This window comes from Polaribacter septentrionalilitoris (genome assembly GCF_009832745.1).
In the GTDB taxonomy this organism is placed as follows: domain Bacteria; phylum Bacteroidota; class Bacteroidia; order Flavobacteriales; family Flavobacteriaceae; genus Polaribacter; species Polaribacter septentrionalilitoris.
The window spans coordinates 120306-140002 of sequence record NZ_VRMJ01000046.1; the positions used below are offsets into that span (position 1 = coordinate 120306).

Annotated in this window: 11 protein-coding genes; all 11 read right to left on the reverse strand. The window is 32.0% G+C overall.

Annotation, left to right across the window (positions count from 1 at the left end; genetic code table 11):
* Positions 1-3 precede the first annotated feature (3 nt).
* Positions 4-663, reverse strand: coding sequence for a hypothetical protein (locus FP421_RS14525; protein WP_159951850.1), 660 nt, complete (start codon positions 661-663; stop codon positions 4-6).
* Positions 664-829: 166 nt separating this feature from the next.
* Positions 830-3841 (reverse strand): T9SS type A sorting domain-containing protein, encoded by a 3012-nt coding sequence (locus FP421_RS14530; RefSeq protein WP_159951852.1) that lies wholly within the window; start codon positions 3839-3841, stop codon positions 830-832.
* A gap of 85 nt (positions 3842-3926) precedes the next feature.
* The gene (locus FP421_RS14535; protein WP_159951854.1) at positions 3927-4106 is read right to left on the reverse strand and encodes a hypothetical protein; all 180 of its coding nucleotides are present in this window, start codon (positions 4104-4106) and stop codon (positions 3927-3929) included.
* Positions 4107-4139: 33 nt separating this feature from the next.
* Entirely contained in the window at positions 4140-6338 is a 2199-nt protein-coding gene (locus FP421_RS14540; RefSeq protein ID WP_159951856.1) for a T9SS type A sorting domain-containing protein, read from the reverse strand.
* 177 nt (positions 6339-6515) lie between these two features.
* A complete protein-coding gene (locus FP421_RS14545; RefSeq protein ID WP_159951858.1) occupies positions 6516-8372 on the reverse strand; it encodes a DUF5060 domain-containing protein in 1857 nt (618 codons plus the stop codon).
* Positions 8373-8397: 25 nt separating this feature from the next.
* Positions 8398-10503 carry a BNR-4 repeat-containing protein gene (locus tag FP421_RS14550; protein WP_159951860.1) on the reverse strand — a complete coding sequence of 702 codons (2106 nt, stop codon included), beginning with the start codon at positions 10501-10503 and terminating at the stop codon, positions 8398-8400.
* Positions 10504-10615: 112 nt separating this feature from the next.
* Entirely contained in the window at positions 10616-14134 is a 3519-nt protein-coding gene (locus FP421_RS14555; RefSeq protein WP_159951862.1) for a family 78 glycoside hydrolase catalytic domain, read from the reverse strand.
* Between the two features lie 115 nt (positions 14135-14249).
* Entirely contained in the window at positions 14250-15665 is a 1416-nt protein-coding gene (locus FP421_RS14560) for a sialate O-acetylesterase (protein ID WP_159951864.1), read from the reverse strand.
* Between the two features lie 8 nt (positions 15666-15673).
* On the reverse strand, positions 15674-16867 hold the full coding sequence (locus FP421_RS14565; RefSeq protein ID WP_159951866.1) for a Gfo/Idh/MocA family protein: 1194 nt from the start codon (positions 16865-16867) through the stop codon (positions 15674-15676).
* 3 nt (positions 16868-16870) lie between these two features.
* Positions 16871-18214: a Gfo/Idh/MocA family protein gene (locus FP421_RS14570; RefSeq protein WP_159951868.1), complete on the reverse strand. Its 1344-nt coding sequence runs from the start codon at positions 18212-18214 to the stop codon at positions 16871-16873.
* Positions 18214-19599, reverse strand: coding sequence for a 3-keto-disaccharide hydrolase (locus tag FP421_RS14575; RefSeq protein ID WP_159951870.1), 1386 nt, complete (start codon positions 19597-19599; stop codon positions 18214-18216). The genes FP421_RS14570 and FP421_RS14575 overlap by 1 nt, the downstream gene beginning before the upstream one ends.
* Between the last annotated feature and the right edge of the window lie 98 nt (positions 19600-19697).

Here is a 19697-nt window from a genome sequence, read left to right on the forward strand (position 1 = left end):
TTATTATTGAATTTTAAAAAGTTCTTTTGCTTTTTTAGCATTGAATTTATCTACGTTATAAAGAATAATATAATCTATACTAAATCGTTTTGATCTACCTGAGATGGTTAATGTATATTGCTCTCCTTTTTTTAGTCTGTAGACAAACTGGTTATACACATGTCTATCTTTTTCTGCTGTTGATGCCCAATGCCATTCTAATTCTGCAGTTTCATCATTACCATCTTGCAAAATTTTGATGTCTCTTTTTAAATCTTTAGTTTTTAATTGACTTGCAGACTCAAAGTCCCCTGAAAGTCTTACAAAAGCATCATTACACCAATCGCTTTTTACTCCTTCTAATCTTTTGCTAGACATTAGCATTAATTGAAAATTCCCGTTTTCAGATGCTGTCAATGTGTATTCTAATGGTGAGTTGGGTTTGCCTGTAATAGGTTTATTTCCCATAAATTCTAGATAACTGCCATTAGAAGCTCCTTTTACATAATTAGCATCCCCTTTTTTTACAAGTTGCCATTTTTGTAAATTTGACTCGGTTTTTTCTGCTTCTAGAAAAACATAATCATTCTTAGTAATCTTACTTTTTGGAAATTGCTGTGTTTTACATCCTAAAATGGTAAATAGTGCTATTAAAATGAGTACACTTGTTTGGTGAATTTTCATTCGTCTTAATTAAAAATTTAAATAATATGATAATTTAGTTAACCAAAACAAATTTAAAAACGAAAACTCAATTTAATATCCTGTAGTGTTAGGATTTAAAATAAAAAACACAAATTAATTGTAAAACTAATTTGTGTTTTTCTAAGTTTGATAGGCTTTTTATAAATTATTCTATAACTATCTTTTTATTTAATTTACCAGTTTTAGTTTCTAATTGAACAATATAAACACCGGTTGATAAATTTGGTAAAGCAAGTTCTTTAACGCCTGTTATATTGAAGTTTGAAGTCATTACTTGTTTCCCCATTATATTGAATAGTTTAACACTCGTATCTCCTTGAGATAAACCAACAATTCTTAATGTTGAAGGATTCGATTTATAAATACTTATACTGCTTAACAATTCTGTATCTGTTGACAACGCTGATGTTTTTGTATGAAGATAAAAACGTCCTTCTGTAGATTTTTCTAATACTGTTGCTACATATTTAGCATTAGCTTCGTCTAATTTTGTAAACGTATTTTTTAATCTATCTTCTAAATATACATTGTGACTAGCAGGTACATTTAAAGTTTCGGCAGTAAAAGTAATTTGTGAATTTGCCTCAGCAGAAACTCCTATAGGAACAATCATATCTTCAAAATTTGAATCCGGTAATGATTGGATTGCTAATTTCTTACTAACATCTTTTTCTACAAGATTTGTATATACTTGAAAAGACGAGGCATAACCACCGAATATAGAGCTATCGTAACCATTATCAAAAGATATTGTAGCATTATCTGTATAGATTATTGAAGTACTTCTCTTTAATTTACCTGCAGCAACACCTAACTTTATCTCGAATCTTTTTAAAGAAGATGTAGATTTTAAATAAGTATTTCCTGATGTAGATTTCATTGCTTTGGTAAATGAAAAAGTTCCTCCTCCTGGTTTAGCCTTTACAAAAAAGCCTTGAATACCTGGCATTTTATAGGAAGCACTATTTAAATTGTGTGTAACCCAAGATGCGTTAACACTATCCCATATCCAAATTGTATCTTCTGCTAAAATATCAGAACCATTAGTACCATTTACTCTTAAAATATTATTAGTCCCATCTGCTGCATCATTTACATTTAAATAACCTATAAGCGGATTTCCTAACAAGTTGAATCCATTTCCTGCATCAGAAATAGTAATATCTACAGGAAAAGCTGATCTTAACACACCTCTTTGATAGTAATCTGGTTTTGAGTTGTCTCCTGCATTATTTTTCTTTAAAAGATGTCCTTCTCCTTCTTCTATCTGGACAGTATTACCAGGCTCTGAAGCAGATGAATAATACACATACTTAGAACCAGAGGCATTACCATCATTATAAGAAGCTATGGAGAACTTACCTCCTTTTGTTACAATATGTGTAGAGTTCTTGCCTGTTATTTCATTAATTCTTGAATCTTTTACAGGAGATGATATTAAAGCCCAAGCATCATTTTTTGGCAATCTATGTCTCACAAACACTCTCTTACCTGTTGATCCTGCATTTAAACTTCCATAAGTAAATGAACCTAATTCACCAAATTGTGCGTAAAATGCCATACCATCTTGAGATCTATCAATACTTACAGTTCCACTTACTGTTACTACAGAACCATCATCAACTCTTAGTTGTGCTGGATTAGCTCCAATTGATAGAGATTTCATTTCTGCAGTTACTCCGTTTTTAATTCTTACAGCATGATTAACAATTACATCGTCTGCTGACGTTGGTACTGCACCTCCATCCCAAACTGTTGTATCTGTCCAGTCTCCTGCTTTTGTGGATGTATGTGTCACTGAGGGTGTTGGAATTGCATTTAATAATTCTATTTTTTGAATGATGATACTGCTTGTTGTTGCAATACTTGCATCATCTCTGTTTGCACCACCAGTATCTCTCATCTGAATTTCAAAATAATCAATATTTGAAGTATGCCCATTCCATTCAGCTTCATCAATTTCAAAATAATATGTAGAAGAAGTGCTGACATTTGCAGGTATTTCAGACCAACTACCACTACTATAAAACTTATTCCCTGCTTCACTAGATTTAGGGTAAACAAGCCTTATATTTATAGGCTCTGAAGTTGTGTTAGTTAATGAAAGTGCCAAAAATTTATTGGTTTTTGAAATACTTACTGAGGCATTTTTTATTTTTGGCGAGTTATCTGCTGCCCAAGCTAATTCAAGACCTTCTGTAACGATAGTTGTGCTTAATGTATTGTTCCCTTTTACCCAACCAAGTGCGTCTTGATCTGTTTTAAAGTCATAAGTTTGTGTTGATGCTGGGGGATCTGTAACTGCATTTTCATTTTTTTGATAGGTAGTGTTTGCCCATCTAATTTGTGCTCTACCTCCTTTAACTCGGTAAGCCCCATATCTAATACCAGATTCTGTTCCTTTTTCTGGTTCTGGGATATTCCAATTGAACGTATTTCCTCCTATAATTGCATCAGAATAGTGTATTTTTTTTGATACATCATTAGGATCTTGTCTAAAACCGACTTCGAGTGTAATATTAGTTTCCGCATTTTTTAGCACATTTGTAAGAAAGACTAACGTTCTTCCACTTGCACCTGAACCTCCTCTAAAGTTTATTTGTTCTCTATAAATATCGAAAGAAACTTGATTGCCACTGCCGTCTAAAACAGGTTTTGCTAGATACAAACAAATGGCTGGGTCTGGAGAACCTCCACCACCTGTATGCTTTCCTTTAGTTTGCATAATATAAGTACCATCGTTACCTGTTCCAGATGCATCACCTACTTCAAGAATTCTTACAGTTCCTGTAAACTTAGCATAACTCCCTACACCTGTGGCTTGAGATCTTGGTAAGGATCTTTCTATTCTAGGTTGTAGCGTATTTGGTGCATCCCAGTGATTTGAGCCATTTGTAATATTATAAACACCCCAAGTACTACCATTAACATTACTTTCTGAATAATCAGCGTAACAACTTCTGTCATCAACAGTACCAACATTAACAGAGTTTTGAATATCTACATTTCTTGTGTTTGTGTTTTCGAATTGACCTGAAGAAGGACAGGAAAGATCTGAATTTGTGTCTTCATCTGGCGCTACAGTTTGTGCGCTTATAACAATTGAAAAGAAAACAAAAACAAAAAAAACTCCTTTTTTTATCCTATGATTTTCCATATTTTTTTTGATAATATTTCTTAAAAAAACACCAATTTAATATGTATTAAATTGGTGTTTTTAGTTAACGTATGAATTCTTTTATTTAAAACCCAGTACCAGGAGCCTCTGGACTTTGAGCCTGTGCTTTTTGCGGGTTTAAAATCATATACGTTCCTAGTGCAGTTAATGCCGCATATTTACCGTAATTCCCAATCTTTTTAATGGCTTCTTTACGTGTAATCTCTTCTGTATTTTTTTGAGTGTTTTTTATATTTTTATCCATGGTGTTTTGTTTTTTAAGTTAATTAATGGTCGATTATTCTAAGACTATCTTTTTATTCAATTTTCCAGTTTCAGTTTCTAATTGAACAATGTAAACACCCTTAGACAATTTTGGTAAAGAGATTTCTTTTACACCATTAGCGCTAAATGAAGTACTTAATACTTGTTTACCTAATACATTATATAAACTAACATTTGTATTTCCTTGAGATAAACCAACAATTCTTAAAGTAGCAGCATTCGATTTATAAATACTCACACTATTTAACAATTCTGTATCTGTTGACAACGCTGATGTTTTTGTATGAAGATAAAAACGCCCTTCTGTAGATTTTTCTGATACTGTTGCTACATATTTAGCATTAGCTTCGTCTAATTTTGTAAACGTATTTTTTAATCTATCTTCTAAATATACATTGTGACCAGTAGGTACATTTAAAGTTTCGGCAGTAAAAGTAATTTGTGAATTTGCCTCAGCAGAAACTCCAATAGGAACAATCATATCTTCATATTTTTCATTTGGTAATGATTGTATTGCTAGCTTTTTATTAACATCTTTTCCTACAAGATTTGTATATACTTGAAAAGACGAGGCATAACCACCGAATATAGAGCTATCGTAACCATTATCAAAAGATATTGTAGCATTATCTGCATAGATTATTGAAGTACTTCTCTTTAATTTACCTGCAGCAACACCTAACTTTATCTCGAATCTTTTTAAAGAAGATGTAGATTTTAAATAAGTATTTCCTGATGTAGATTTCATTGCTTTGGTAAATGAAAAAGTTCCTCCTCCTGGTTTAGCCTTTACAAAAAAGCCTTGAATACCTGGCATTTTATAGGAAGCACTATTTAAATTGTGTGTAACCCAAGATGCGTTAACACTATCCCATATCCAAATTGTATCTTCTGCTAAAATATCAGAACCATTAGTACCATTTACTCTTAAAATATTATTAGTCCCATCTGCTGCATCATTTACATTTAAATAACCTATAAGCGGATTTCCTAACAAGTTGAATCCATTTCCTGCATCAGAAATAGTAATATCTACAGGAAAAGCTGATCTTAACACACCTCTTTGATAGTAATCTGGTTTTGAGTTGTCTCCTACATTATTTTTCTTTAAAAGATGTCCTTCTCCTTCTTCTATCTGGACAGTATTACCAGGCTCTGAAGCAGATGAATAATACACATACTTAGAACCAGAGGCATTACCATCATTATAAGAAGCTATGGAGAACTTACCTCCTTTTGTTACAATATGTGTAGAGTTCTTGCCTGTTATTTCATTAATTCTTGAATCTTTTACAGGAGATGATATTAAAGCCCAAGCATCATTTTTTGGCAATCTATGTCTCACAAACACTCTCTTACCTGTTGATCCTGCATTTAAACTTCCATAAGTAAATGAACCTAATTCTCCAAATTGCGCATAAAATGCTATACCATCTTGTGACCTTGTGATACTTACTTCTCCAGTTACTTCTACGCTCGATTCATTATCAATTCTAAGTTGACCAGGGTGCCCTCCAATTGAAAGTGATTTCATTTCTGCTGTTACATTTTTTTTTACTCTAACAGCGTGATTAACAATAACATCATTAGAACTTCCTGGCACAGCACCTCCATCCCAAGTTGATGTAGCAGTCCAATCACCTGCCGCTATTGATGTAATTGTACCTGGTGCTGCAGGTATTGCATCTAAAAACTCTAATTTTTGAATAATAATTGAAGTTCCAACACCACTTGCTATATCTCTAGCATTAGTAGCATTAGTTCCATTCCCTCTGAACTGAATATCAAAGTTATTTACTGCTGAAGCATGATTAGTCCATTCAGCTTCGCCACTCATATCAAAATAATACGTTGTAGAAGTTGAAGCGTTGGCTGGTATTTCAGGCCAACTGCCAGAAGCTAAAAATTTATTAGTTCCATCACTCGCTTTAGGAAATACAACTCTCATCTTTATCGGTTCTGCAGAGTTGTTAGTTAATGTTATCGCCATAATATCATTACTAATAGTTAGATTCGCAGTGGTACTTGATATTCTAGGTAACTTATCAGCTGCCCAAGTTACTTCAAGACCCTCTGTAACTATTTCTGCAGCTAGGGTATTACTACCTGCTGCCCAAGCACCTTTTGCTTGATCCGTTTTAAAGTCCCATGGTCCTTGTGCCATTCCATTCAAGGAGAATAAAACACAAATTAGTATTGTAATTTTCTTCATAATTGTGATTTGATTTTGGTTAATAATTCTAGGGGTGAATTCATTATTAACCTAGGTTAGTTTTTTAATTATCACAATTTTAACAGTTTATTTAAGAATGACTATCCTGTACTTTACTGTTTTTTGATAAAATAGCATACAAATAAGGTAAAATAGTTGCTTTTCTTGTTTTGAAGTTTACTTTTTGGTAATCAGTACTAACCAATCTTTTTCAACATCTGATGGTGGATTCCCCAAATATACTTCTCCATTTCCTTTAATAGAAGTTACAGAGCCATTTTGTAGTTTCCCTCCAGTTCTTGGATTAGACCATTGTACTGAAAAGGTTTTACTCGTATTTGCAAGATTCAGTTTTATGTTATTAGCATTGGCTTCAACATAGATTGCATATACGTCGTTTTCTTTAGCCAAACAATACGCAACCTCATTTGTAATTATCAAATCATTTCTAGGTTCCATTTTCCAAAATGGAATTTTCTCAAAAAACTGTAGTGCATATTTGTTTTGCTTCCAGAATAAATCTCGACTTCTAAAATCTTGACAGGTTAAATCGGAATTTGGACTTGCATAGCCAAAATACCATTCCACCCCAAAACCACCTGCAAATAAAGTCCCATACATGGCTCTCCCTCTTGCAAAATTGTGTTCTGGATCTTCATCATCTGGTAATAAGGCTATTTTTGCTTTTCCAGGTTCATCAACAGCAATTGCCCATTTTTTTCCAGTTGCATTTGATTTTTTACGCCATTTTAACACTCTAGGGTTTACATCTATAAATTCAGGGTGACTTAACTGTAAAGATGCTCCTGTTAAAGGTGATTGATTTCCGATTAAATCTGCATATCTATCATCTTTATTCGGAAAAGTGTGAATTACTAGATGAGTCTTATAAGCATCTAAATTAGCAACGTAATTGGCTGCTTTGAGTACTTCTGGAATGGGTTGATTGTTTTCCTCACCTAAATTCCAGTTCATTGATAAATGATGCCCAAATCTCGCAATTAATTCTCTGTAATACAGTTTTCCTTCAACACCAAAAACACCTTTATCCATTAAATGATCGGTTTCTGTTTCATGCGTTTTAAAGTGCAAGAACATTCCTTTGGTTTCTGCGTATTCAAAAATACGTTCCCATTGTGCTAGTTTAGAAATATCGAATCTCGTTTTATGAAACATAGTTTCCCAAGCTTCTTTATTTTTCTTTTTACTTGCATATTTTTCATATTCTGGAATAGATACTTTTAATAAGTGAGGAAACACATTTCTATCATCACCATCCACATTAAAGGTTAAAAAAGAAAACACATTTAAACCTTCTTCAGCCAAATAGTTAATGGCGCCTAATAAATTTTTACCTTTTGTATTTTGCCATAAATAAGGTGCTGCACTTTCTTCAAAATCTATGGCATGTGGATGCCATTTTTTTTGAAATCCTAATGCATTGGTTGATACATCTATGTCTGAATACGCCAATAAATTTTCGGGTGCATCTACTCCTAATTTTATAAAATATTTTTGAGTTTCTGCAAATTTTAAATAGGATTCTCCAACATATTCTAGTTTTCCTTTAGCTCTATTGTCTTTCCCTGTTTTATCAGAATTACTTATTGTAAATGCTCCTGTTTGATTATCCATAAAACCAGCACTTTCAGCATCATTTATGTTATCTGCAACAGCAATATATTTTCCTTTTTTAAAGGATGTAGTATACGCCCATTTACCAGTTTTATTAGGTGTAAAACGTACTTGCCAAATATTTCCTTTTGTACTACTTGTTTCAGCTGCATTACCATCTGCTGCAAAAAAACCAGGAATTACAAACTTTTCTGAACCGTTTGTAAAGGTAACCTCTAAACGATAGTTTAAAAATGGATTATTCTCATCCATTTCACTCGTTTCTGGGCCTTCAAAATTTAAAACGATTCTGTGCCATTTTTTAAGTTCTCCATCAATTTTTACTTCTTTTTGTGGATTACAGGCATAAAGAACCACCATGAATAGTATAAAAAATAAGCGCTTTACATTTTTATTCATAGTGTTTTTTTTTATTTATTTGTTTTTATTTTAAAATGATGCGTTTTATAAAAGTACTATTATTACTTGATTTTAGGCGTAGTAAGTAGATACCTTTTGCGTACCTAGAAAAGTCAAGTTGATTTTTATTAATAATGCCTTGTTGTAAAATTCTACCTTGTACATTTATCAATTGATATTCTATATTTTTAATGGACGTATTTAATGTAAAAACACCATTACTTGGATTTGGATAAATGCGAATATTATTTTTACTAAAACTATTTGTACTTAAAGCTGATTTTGAGAAAATTTCAATTTTATCTGGCTCACTAGAAAGAGATCGTTTTTGAGTTAATTTTATGGTATTTTCTCCTTGATTTAGGTTGATATTTTCGATTCTATTTTCACCATAAATATTCCAATCACCCGTTTTTGCCACTAAGAAGTTGTTAAATAGCTGATCATTTATTTCAACGTCCATCACAGAATCGTCTCTATTTCTAACAGCAACATGTAATACAACATCGTAATTACCTGCATCAGTAATATCAAATTTATATTCTAAAAATTGATTGCTTGTAAATGAATCTATGTATTTTCCTCCTGAAGCTGCACTGTTTGTGCCAACAATAATATCATTGGAAGCTGTGGTAAAATCTTCTGCTTCTATAACTTTTATTAAACTCGCACTTGCATCTTCTATTTCAGATAAACTAAATTCTTGAAAATATAATGGGCGCTTATCACCTACACCAACAGTATTATTTCCTGTATCTTCCATCAAATACACGTACAATTTATCATCATTTACAAAGGCATCAAAATGATTAAATCTTATGTTTTCTTGATCTGTATAGATTACTTGCCAGTTATTCTCGCCTTCTAAAGTAGTTTTAATATTTACTTTTCCATTGATCAATTCTACCATAAACACATGGTTTTTGTAGCTATATATTTCTCCTCTTGTATCTGGATTAGGAATTAAACCACCTGCATTTTTAGAAAAGTTAGTTTCAGTAGCTTTTTTATAATAATGTACATTTCTATTATCTACTCTTTGTACAAAATGAATGGCTCCGTTTTCGGTAACTGTCCAAGCTGGATCTGATGATGATCTTGGGAATGTAGCTGTTCCGAAATCGTCTCCAGGTTGCGCAATTTGTACTGGATCTGAGTTTGGGTTTATATTATTTTTTATGGGTAATGCTATTGGGTTATCGTTTACATTAAACCATTGGGTAGCTTGATTTTTAGGGATACCATTTGTATAAGCGTAATATAATCCACTATTTAACATATACCCATTACTTGTACTTGTATTGTTATTTGTAGAATATCTGATGGAGAATCCAGCATAGAATTTACCGTTTAAAAAACGTTCGCCTCCATACATATTATTTCTATTAGGTAGTGCTAAAGTACCTTCATGATATATCCAATTATTAGACCAAGAAGTACCATCATAATGTGCTAGTAAAATATCACCATTACCAGAACCGCCTTTTCTGTATCTAGCAATTAAACTACCATCATCAGCCCTATGAATCATTGGATATGTTAAACGTTCATAGTTCTGCCCATTTTTAAGATATGTTCTTTTTGCATTAAAAATATCTAAAGTAAACTCGTTATCAGGCACAAAAGCCATGTCTTTCTTAGACACAGAGTAGTTGAAAAACACAGTTGGTAAGGCACTTTTAGAGTATGCATGCATGTCGTAAATGATATGTATGGTGTTGTCTATAGTACTTATTCCTATTGCAGCTGTATTGTGAGAATCTCCTCTAATTCCTGTTCCTTTAAAAAGCTCACCACTTTGCCCTACATGTTGATGGGGAAACTGAATGGTTACCCAAGGTGAATTTTCTACAGTTAAATTTTTTCTAGACAACATTAAGTTTCGTTTGTCCATACCACCCTTATACCAGGTAACAAATGCATATCCGTTGACTACATCTACACAATCTCCATGAGGTGTAATTCTTTTTCCGAACCTATAATTTACATTTCTCTCTCCTGCAAAAAACAATCCTCCTTCACCTTCTTCTGAAACTCTAGTAGCACTTTTTAACGTGGCTGATAATTTCTTTTGGGCTGTAATTGTATTCAAAGAACCAATCATCAGCAGATATAATATTATTTTTTTCATATGGGTGGGATTTTGGTTTGTTGAATTCGCTTTAAGATGTATTTATTGACCAATAAAAGGCAGTTTCTAGCTGCCTTTTATTTTGTCGATTATCTTTTTATCAAATTACAGATTAAAAAGAATTAATTTTTAATTGAATGGTATGTTTACCTGGTGTTAATCTTACAATTTTAAATGCAGATGGAACGCTTTTTCCATTATGGATAAACTCTTTTCCTTCTGAACCATTTAAAGAGAATTCTGCAACCATATTTCCTGGAATTTCAATTTCATACGTTTGTAATCTTCTTCCATTATAGGTATATTTTGCTTTGATAGTTCCTCTAACAGTTGGTACTTCTATCTCACTATTTTTTAAGTTGCTCATTTGAGGTTTAATAGTAGCAATACCAAAACCTGGTGTTTTAGGTTTAATACCCCATAAACCTCTAGGAATTACATTTGCAGGAGCTGCACCCCAAGCGTGATTCCAGTCTAAGTTTATCTTATAGTCGTAATCCCAAGCTTCTAAAGTAATTGTAGAACCTACACGAATCATATTATACCAGCTTCTTTTAGCTTTACTTGCTAACAATTTTAATGCATAATCTGCCTCACCTGCATTGTATAAACCGTCCATTAAAAATTGTGCTCCGTAAACACTACAAGCCATTCCTCTAGATTTTACAAAATCTACTACAGATTGGTAATGCTCCTCAGGAACCAAACCAAATGCTAAAGGCATCATGTTTGCGTGTAAAGATGAATGATCTGTACCAATACCATCTACATAAATACCTTTTTCTTTATTAAACATTTGTTCGTTTACTGCTTTTTTAGCTTTTGCTGCTCTGTATTCAAAATCTAAAGCTTCTTCAGTTTTTCCTAATAATTTAGCAAACTCTGCCATAATTTTCATATTCTCGTAAAAGAAAGAGTTAATTACAGTACTGTAAGGTTTAAATACAAATCCATCACGTTCTCCTTTTGTTTTGCTACCTGCAAAGTTCTTAGAAGGCCAGTCTACAATATCAGTTAATGGTTTTCTATATCCATCAGGAAAACCTAACTTTCTCATAAATTCTGCATCAACTTTAGTTGATGTAATTAAACCATCTTCATTAGATAATTCAAATAAAGATTTGTGCTTTAATGGCTCATAATAACGCTCTATCAACTCTGTATTTCCTGTATACATATAATCTGCATAGATTAATAAAGGAACGTGTTGTTGCCATTCTGTAGGCCACGTTGGGTTTTTCATAAAATACTCAATGGTTCTTCTTGCCATTGCATATTCTCTGTCTGTTGTATAATGACTTAATTGATTTAAGTACGCATCTGCTTCATAAGGAATACGTTCTCTATCTCCATCTACATACAATCCATTAAATGTAGTTGCCTTTATAGAGTATTTTGATAAATCCCAAACTTGATTTAAAATATCATTATTACTTTTAAAGCTACTTGCTTCTTCATCCCAATAGCTATGGAAAGCCAATTGTGTAAAATCTTCTGCTTTTAATTCTCCTTCAAAACCTTCTATTTCTGCATATCTAAAAGGAACTAAAGTAGGAAAACCATCTGGCAAAGGAACTGCTTTGTTGGCTCTTGTATTTCTTTCATCTGATTGTACTTTTATCTGATATTCTGTTTGACCTGGCTTTACATCAACCTTTAATTCTTGGTAACGAATGTTACTTCTTTTTGGCACAACTCTGTTTACATTACCTTTATCATTTAACATTTCACCCACTCTAACAGTTATTGTATGTGGTGTTTTTGCTACATAATTAAAATTCATGGTTGCAAAAGCGGCTTTACCAAAGTCTATAAAATAAAAATCACCCCTTTTTTCAAACTTTTTAGGTTTTACTCTTGTAGTAATGTATTTATTTTCTGTGGATATGATATAACTATCACTTTTACCAGTCGTAAATTTTTGAGGCTCTGCATAATCTACCAATCTATTTGCTTCGTCCCAAATTCTAACTTTCCAAAAATAGGTTTTACCAATTTCCAAATCTTTTCCTCCATATTCTACATCTGTAGATTTTGATGATGCTACCCTTTTACTGTCCCAAACATCACCATTATTAGCATCGATAATTTCTTTGCTTGATGCTACTAAAATTTGATAAGCTCCTTGGTATTTTGCACCTAGTGGAACTGTCCAACCAAATTCTGGTTTTAAATCGAAAATTTCTACCTCAGTTTCTGGTGCTCTAATTAACTCAACTGTTAAATCTGTTGGAGCTGCTCTATAGTGATTTCCATTCTTTTTGATTAATTCGTCTGTTTTAGCTCTTAAATTTGCTAAAACTTTTCTATATCTTCTTTTACCAACCAGGTTTTTAATTTCTTGTGGGTCTTTTTCTAAATTGTAAAGTTCTTCAATTGTTTTATCATTTACATATCTAAAATATTTCCATTTTTTTGTACGCACACCTTCACTTGGAGGAATGTTGTCAAAATCCCAAATATGTTCGATTAAAATAGTATCTCTTTCAATAGATTTTTTCTCTTTTCTAACAATTGGCATTAAACTTTTACCTTGCCAAGATTCTGGTGCTTTTACACCCGCTAAATCTGCAATGGTTTTAGTTACATCAATATTTAATACCATATCATCAATATCTTGATGATTGTTTTCTCTAGGGTCAAAAACAATTAAAGGTACTCTTATAGAGTTATCATACATTAACCATTTTCCTGCAAACTGACGCTCTCCTAAAAAGTAACCATTATCACCCATTAAAATGATTACTGTGTTTTTATCTTGACCTGTTTCTTTTAGTTTGGCGCGTATTTTTTTGATTTCTAAATCGATTCCAGAAATCATTCTATAATAACCTTTTAAACTGTGTTGATATTTTTCTGGTGTGTCATATCTCCAAGTCCAACGTAATCTATTAAAACCGTCTCTTACAATTTTTGGTTGTGCCAAGAAATACTTATCGTCTGCTAATTCTGGATCAGGAATTGTAGTACCTTCTAACATAGCATCTAAAGGTTCTTGCCAGAAATATTGTTTTGGAGCACCATCATGTGCGTGAGGTGCACTAAAACTTAATGATAAACAAAATGGTTTGTTATTATCTGCATTTTTATCAATAAAATCGATAGCTTTTTGACCTGTATATCTTGTTAAATGTACAGTGTCTTTACCTAAAGTTTTATAATAATATCCTCTTCTGTCTTTAAAACGATTATTTCTATCATAAGATTCGTACTCATCAAATTGTTTGTCTAAATGATTGTACCTTGTTCCATATTTACCATAGAAACCAGTATAATATCCGTTATCTTTTAACAATCTTGGATAAGACTCATCCATGTACTCGTCTCTAACATTCCCTGTTTGAAAGTTAAAATTATGTGCTCTTTCATACAAACCAGTTAAAAGACTGGTTCTACTTGCAGCACAAATAGGAGTAGTTACAATTGCAGTTTTAAAATATGTACCATTTTTTGCAAGATTATCCATTTCTGGAGTTTGTACAAATTTATTACCTGCATAACCAATAGCATCAAAACGTTGATCATCTGTTAAAATAAAGATGATATTTGGTTTATCTGGAGTTGCTTTATTCTGAGCATTTACAGCACAGTAAGCACATACTAGTAAAAATAAAAGACTGTTTTTAAACATAAGTGGTTCCTTAATTGTTATCTAAATTTCATTTTGATTTACTCAAAATTTTTATAGTGTTAAAAGTATAATTAGAAGATTATATTAGCATCCTGTCCTATCCTGAAAAAAACTATTACCAATGATCTGTTCTAAATACAGAAATTGGTAAACCTGATTGTGTTTTAAGATTACTTTCGAAACAAGCTTTAAAACCATATCTAATTGCCACAGGATTTTTAACGTTTTCTTGATGTAAAGTAATGCTTTTTAGGTTTTTGTTGATGATTGCTTTTGCAGGATAAAAGATTTTATCTTCTCCTGCTATTTCAAAACCTTTTATATTTTCTGAACTCAAAAAATAATCTTTTTTTGAGAATTTAAAGTTTACAATCGCTTTATCTTCATTAAATTTTAAAGATTTAAACTCAGCACTTTTAAAAATTAAATTCTTATTGTATTGGTTTGCTAGTGCCCAATTTGCAAGTCGTTTTGCAACAATTTCTTTTTTTGAAGGATGAATATCGTTACAATCTCCAGCATCTGTTGTAATTACGACTCCAGTATTTTTAATTTCTTGCGCAGTTTGCAATTGCGCTTCTCTTATTAAATTAGATCTAATTGCTGTTCCTTTTTTGTACTTCGTATAATTAAATGGTGCTATTTGCACAAAATAGAATGGAAGATTATCTTCTTTCCATTGTGTTCTCCAAGAACCAATTAAATCTTTCATATAGCTTTTATATGGTTTTGGCTGAGTTCTATTAGATTCGCCTTGATACCAAAGAAATCCTTTTACTGTAAAATTTTGAAAAGGATGTATCATTCCATTGTATAAAAAAGCAGGCTTTTTCTGCTTATTTTCTTCTTTAGGTAGTTTATTAAAAAACCTAATATTTTTGTATTTTGATAAAACTTCTTTTGGAATCCAACTTTCTATTCTTGTACCTCCCCAAGAAGACTCAATAATACCAATTGGTACATTTAATTTCTGATATAATTCTATCGCAAAAATATACCCAATAGCACTAAATTTTCTTGCAGATTTCTCAGTAGATTCTTGCCATTTAGCGTTTACATCATTATTAGGTAAAACACTTGCGGTTCTTGGCACATTAAATAATCTAATATTTTTATTATTCGCAATATTGATATATTTCTGAGCATTTAAAACTTTAGATTTTCGTAAACCATTTAAAGGCATCTCCATATTAGATTGCCCTGAACAAAACCAAACCTCGCCAATTAAAATATTATTTAATGTAATTGACGAAGTTCCTTTTATTGAAATCGTTTCTGAAGTAAAAGAAGCTTTTTTTGTTTTAATTGTAGTTTTCCAAATACCGTTTTTATCTGTTATAGCTTTAGCTTTACTTCCCCAAGTTGTAGCAATCGTAATAGTTGTATTAGGTGCATCATTACCCCAAATAGCGACTTTATCTTTTTGCTGTAACACCATATTATCTGCAAAGAAAGCAGGTAACTTTGTTTGACCTTGTAGCGAAATTGTTACTAAAAAAAAACTAAAAAGAAATTTATTTATCCAATTCATACATACAATTAAAAATTTATATCATTGTTCCATTGTACAATTTTATTTTCATACATCGCATCTAATGCCATTTGAACACAAACTGCCGTTTTAGCTCCTGATATAATATTAGACAAAGGTTCTTTGTTATTTATAATTGCTTTTTTAAAATCTAATAAAGCTTGATTACTTGGATCTAAATGTTCTATGTTAATATTATAACCTTTTGCTTTATCCCATTGAGCAGTGGCTCCACTAACCCCATCAACTTCGCCCATAACTTTATTTTTCTTTCCTTCAGGATAAAACCAAGCATCTTTAGGGTCAATAATTAAAGTGCCTTTATCACCTAAAACTTTTATTTGATAACCATCTTTTGCATTGCTCGTTAAACAAGAAAATTTTGCTTTTACTCCACTAGCATAAGAATAGGTAAGGTGCACATTATCATACGTTTCTCTTCCATCTTTCCAGTAATCAATACCTCCAACACCCATAACTTGTTCTGGTGTTTCACCTAAAACCCAGTTTGTAAAATCTATTTGATGAGAGCATAATTCTGCAGTTAAACCACCAGAAAACTCTCTATACATTCTCCAGTTAATTGCTTTTTCAAGACTTGGATTTGGCACTTTTCTTCGCCAGTTTCCATGTCTGTTCCATTGGCATTCAAAAGCAATAATATTGCCTACTTTTCCCTGGTGAATTAAATCTACAACGTGTGTGTATAATCTAGAACTATGGTATTGATGACCAGTTTGGAAAATTGTATCAGATACCTTTGTTTTATTTATTAATTGCTGAATACCTTCATATCCTTTAGCCAATGTTTTTTCGCAATATACATGTTTACCTGCATCCAAAGCGTCAATTGCAATTTGAGAATGTGTGTTAAAAGGAGTCGCTACAATTACTGCATCAACATCTTTATTATCTAAAAGGGCTTTGTAGTTATTGTAACCTTTTGGATTTGTGTTGGCTTTTGCAATCCCATTTTGTAATCGAAATGGTATTGTATCAGCTGCAGCAACAACTCTTAAACCTTCTATTTTATTAATAATTGATGTTAATCCAGCTCCTCTTTGTCCAGTTCCAATAACACCAATATTAACGATATCATTTGCACTCAAATTAAGCTTAGATACATTACTAAATACAGAATTGGCACCCAAAACTCCGACTGAAGCTATTCCTGCTTTTTTAATAAAATTACGTCTTTTCAAATTTTAAATTTTAGGTTCCCAACCTGGTTCATAAGTTCTAGACCAAAGTTTCATGGCATCTCTATCAAATATTTTACCAGAATTTTCATCAACATTAAAACCTTTGTTAATTCTGTAAGAAATATTAGCATAATGTGTTAACATTTGAGAAACAGCACCAACTTCTATAGACGAAGTTAATTTTTCTTTTCCTCTTATGGCATTGAAAAAATTGGTAACGTGCCTTGTGGTTAAATTTCCACCACCACCTAGGGCAAGTCCACCTTCTTTACCACCAGATTTTTTTTCTCTAATTAGCTTGCCTTTTAAATCATACAATTCATAACCACTTCTATCTACCATTACCAAACCTTTAGAACCATAAATGATGGTTCCTCTTCCTCGACCGTATTTTTTATAGGCGTTTCTACTATCTCCATCCCACTGAATCACTCTATTATTTGCAAAAGTAAAAGTAGCTTCCATTTGGTCGTACATTTCCCAACCATCATCTTTAAACTGTCTTTTTCCTGCAATTACATCTACATATTCTGGGTATTTTACATCTAATGCCCAACGTGCAATATCTAATTCGTGTGTTGCATTATTACCCATTTCTGCAGTACCAAAATCCCATCCATACCAATGCCAATTGTAGTTCCAAGTGTCATGCGTATACTCTTTTCTAGGTGATGGACCTTGGAATAAATCCCAATTTAAGCCTTTTGGTGGTGCAGCTTTTACAGGAACAGGAACTTGTCCTCTTCTATTGGTATAGAAGGCTACAGCTTTGTAAACATCACCAATAACACCTTTATGGATATCTGCAATAATCTCTTGACTTTCTAAGGATGATCTTTGTTGATTCCCCATTTGTACAATTTTATTGTACTTTTTTTGAGCAGCTACAACCAACTCATTTTCATGTGGATTATGGCTACAGGGTTTTTCTAGATATACATGTTTGCCTGCTTGCATTGCCATGATTGCTCCTGGTGTATGCCAATGATCTGGAGTTGCCATAAAAATGGCATCTATTTTTTTATCATCAATGATTTTTCTAATATCTTCTTCAGATTTAATTTTATAATCTATCTTTTTTCCAACTTTTATTTGAGCTTTATCTAATTGACTTGGCATTACATCGCACAAATATTTTAAACGAACATTATTTTCTTTGGCTGCAATGCCATCTATAAAACCACCATAACGACGCCCTAAACCTTGTATGGCTAAATTTATTCTATCATTAGAGCCGATTATATTATTATAACTTTTTGCTGACATCGCATTTGCAGAGCCTACTAAACCAATTCCTGCAGCTGCTGTTGCTGTTTTTTTTATAAAATTTCTTCTACTTGTATCCATTATTTTTTCTTTTTAGGTTTAGGAACTTTTACTTTAATATTTCTGAATGATACTTTATCTCCATGATCTTGTAATAAAATTTGACCTTTTTCTAATAATCCAAAATTTGGCCATTTTGCATATTTACTTTCAGAAACCAGTTTTAAAAATTCATCACTTCCACGTTCATATTCTAAAACTTTTACGTCATTCACCCAATGTTCTACGTGATTGTTTATGGATTTAATATACGCTGTATTCCATTCTCCAATTGGTTTTAACCGTTTTATTGGGTCAGCTTTTATTAAGTCATATAAAGAACAAACTGTTCTGCTTCCTTCATGAGAACCAAGTTTAGCATCTGGATGAAGTGCATCATCTAAAATTTGATATTCTAAACCTATAGAAGATCCTGGACCTTTATTAAGCTCTGTGTCTACATAATATTTAATTCCGCTGTTAGCACCTGGAGTTAATTTAAAATCTACTTTTAATTCAAAATTACTATATTCTTTTGTGGTTACAATATCTCCACCTGCAGTTGATTCAGCTCCTCCAGTATCTGCAACTATTAATTCTCCATTTTCAATAGACCATCCTTTTTCTGGGAACATATCTAATTTTGCTCCTCTCCAACCATTTGTTGTTTTTCCATCCCAAAGCATTTTCCAACCCGATCTTTTTTCTTGATAAGTTAGCTTATTTTTAGTGATGATTGGTTTTAAGGGAGATTTTTTAGAATATTTCTCAAAATCTGTAGTTAAAATTTTTATATTTTTCCACATCGTTTGTTTTCCTAATCTATCTTTGTGTTTACCAATTCCGTGTACTTGTAATCCAATAAAACCTTCCGAAGTTTTGTCATCTATTAAATGAGCTGCTGGAACTCCATTAATCCAAGTTTTAATAGTATCTCCAATAGCCTCTATTCTATAATGATTCCATTCGTTTTGTTTAAACGCTTTTTGAGCTGCTGTATTCTCTTTTAACGGATTTAACCATAATCTTCTTTTTTCGTCATAGATTCCACCACTCCAAGCACGTTTAGATGGGTCTATTTCTACCTGATAACCATGTACCATTCCGTCTCTATAATAAGGAAGCGAATTACTACGGATTTGAATACCTGAATTCATTACAGGATCTACTTTAAAGTCTAATTCTAAAATAAAATCTGTATAATTCTTATTTGTACACAAAAATGTGTTAGGTGTATTTGCTGCAGTTGTACCTATAATGGTGCCATTTTCATTTTTATATGTTGCAGTTCCACCTTTAATGTTCCAGTTGTCAAGATCTTCTTTCATTATTAAATCTGTCCAAGGGGCTTGTTCTTCTTTTTTATTACAAGAAGAAATTAATAACAATATAAAAAGTGTTTTAAGGATAGGCTGTTTAAGTTTCATATTATATTTTTTAAAAATTATTTTTCAGTACTAAAATAAAAACCCTTCATTATGGATATAATGAAGGGTTTTATTTTTTAATTAAATTAATAGGGTTT

Excerpts from the sequence above, each read along its gene's own strand:
- FP421_RS14540 (WP_159951856.1), bottom strand. The coding sequence starts at position 6,338 with ATGAAGAAAATTACAATACTAATTTGTGTTTTATTCTCCTTGAATGGA.
- FP421_RS14530 (WP_159951852.1), bottom strand. The coding sequence starts at position 3,841 with ATGGAAAATCATAGGATAAAAAAAGGAGTTTTTTTTGTTTTTGTTTTC.
- FP421_RS14575 (WP_159951870.1), bottom strand. The coding sequence starts at position 19,599 with ATGAAACTTAAACAGCCTATCCTTAAAACACTTTTTATATTGTTATTA.
- FP421_RS14550 (WP_159951860.1), bottom strand. The coding sequence starts at position 10,503 with ATGAAAAAAATAATATTATATCTGCTGATGATTGGTTCTTTGAATACA.
- FP421_RS14535 (WP_159951854.1), bottom strand. The coding sequence starts at position 4,106 with ATGGATAAAAATATAAAAAACACTCAAAAAAATACAGAAGAGATTACA.
- FP421_RS14560 (WP_159951864.1), bottom strand. The coding sequence starts at position 15,665 with ATGAATTGGATAAATAAATTTCTTTTTAGTTTTTTTTTAGTAACAATT.
- FP421_RS14555 (WP_159951862.1), bottom strand. The coding sequence starts at position 14,134 with ATGTTTAAAAACAGTCTTTTATTTTTACTAGTATGTGCTTACTGTGCT.
- FP421_RS14545 (WP_159951858.1), bottom strand. The coding sequence starts at position 8,372 with ATGAATAAAAATGTAAAGCGCTTATTTTTTATACTATTCATGGTGGTT.
- FP421_RS14570 (WP_159951868.1), bottom strand. The coding sequence starts at position 18,214 with ATGGATACAAGTAGAAGAAATTTTATAAAAAAAACAGCAACAGCAGCT.
- FP421_RS14525 (WP_159951850.1), bottom strand. The coding sequence starts at position 663 with ATGAAAATTCACCAAACAAGTGTACTCATTTTAATAGCACTATTTACC.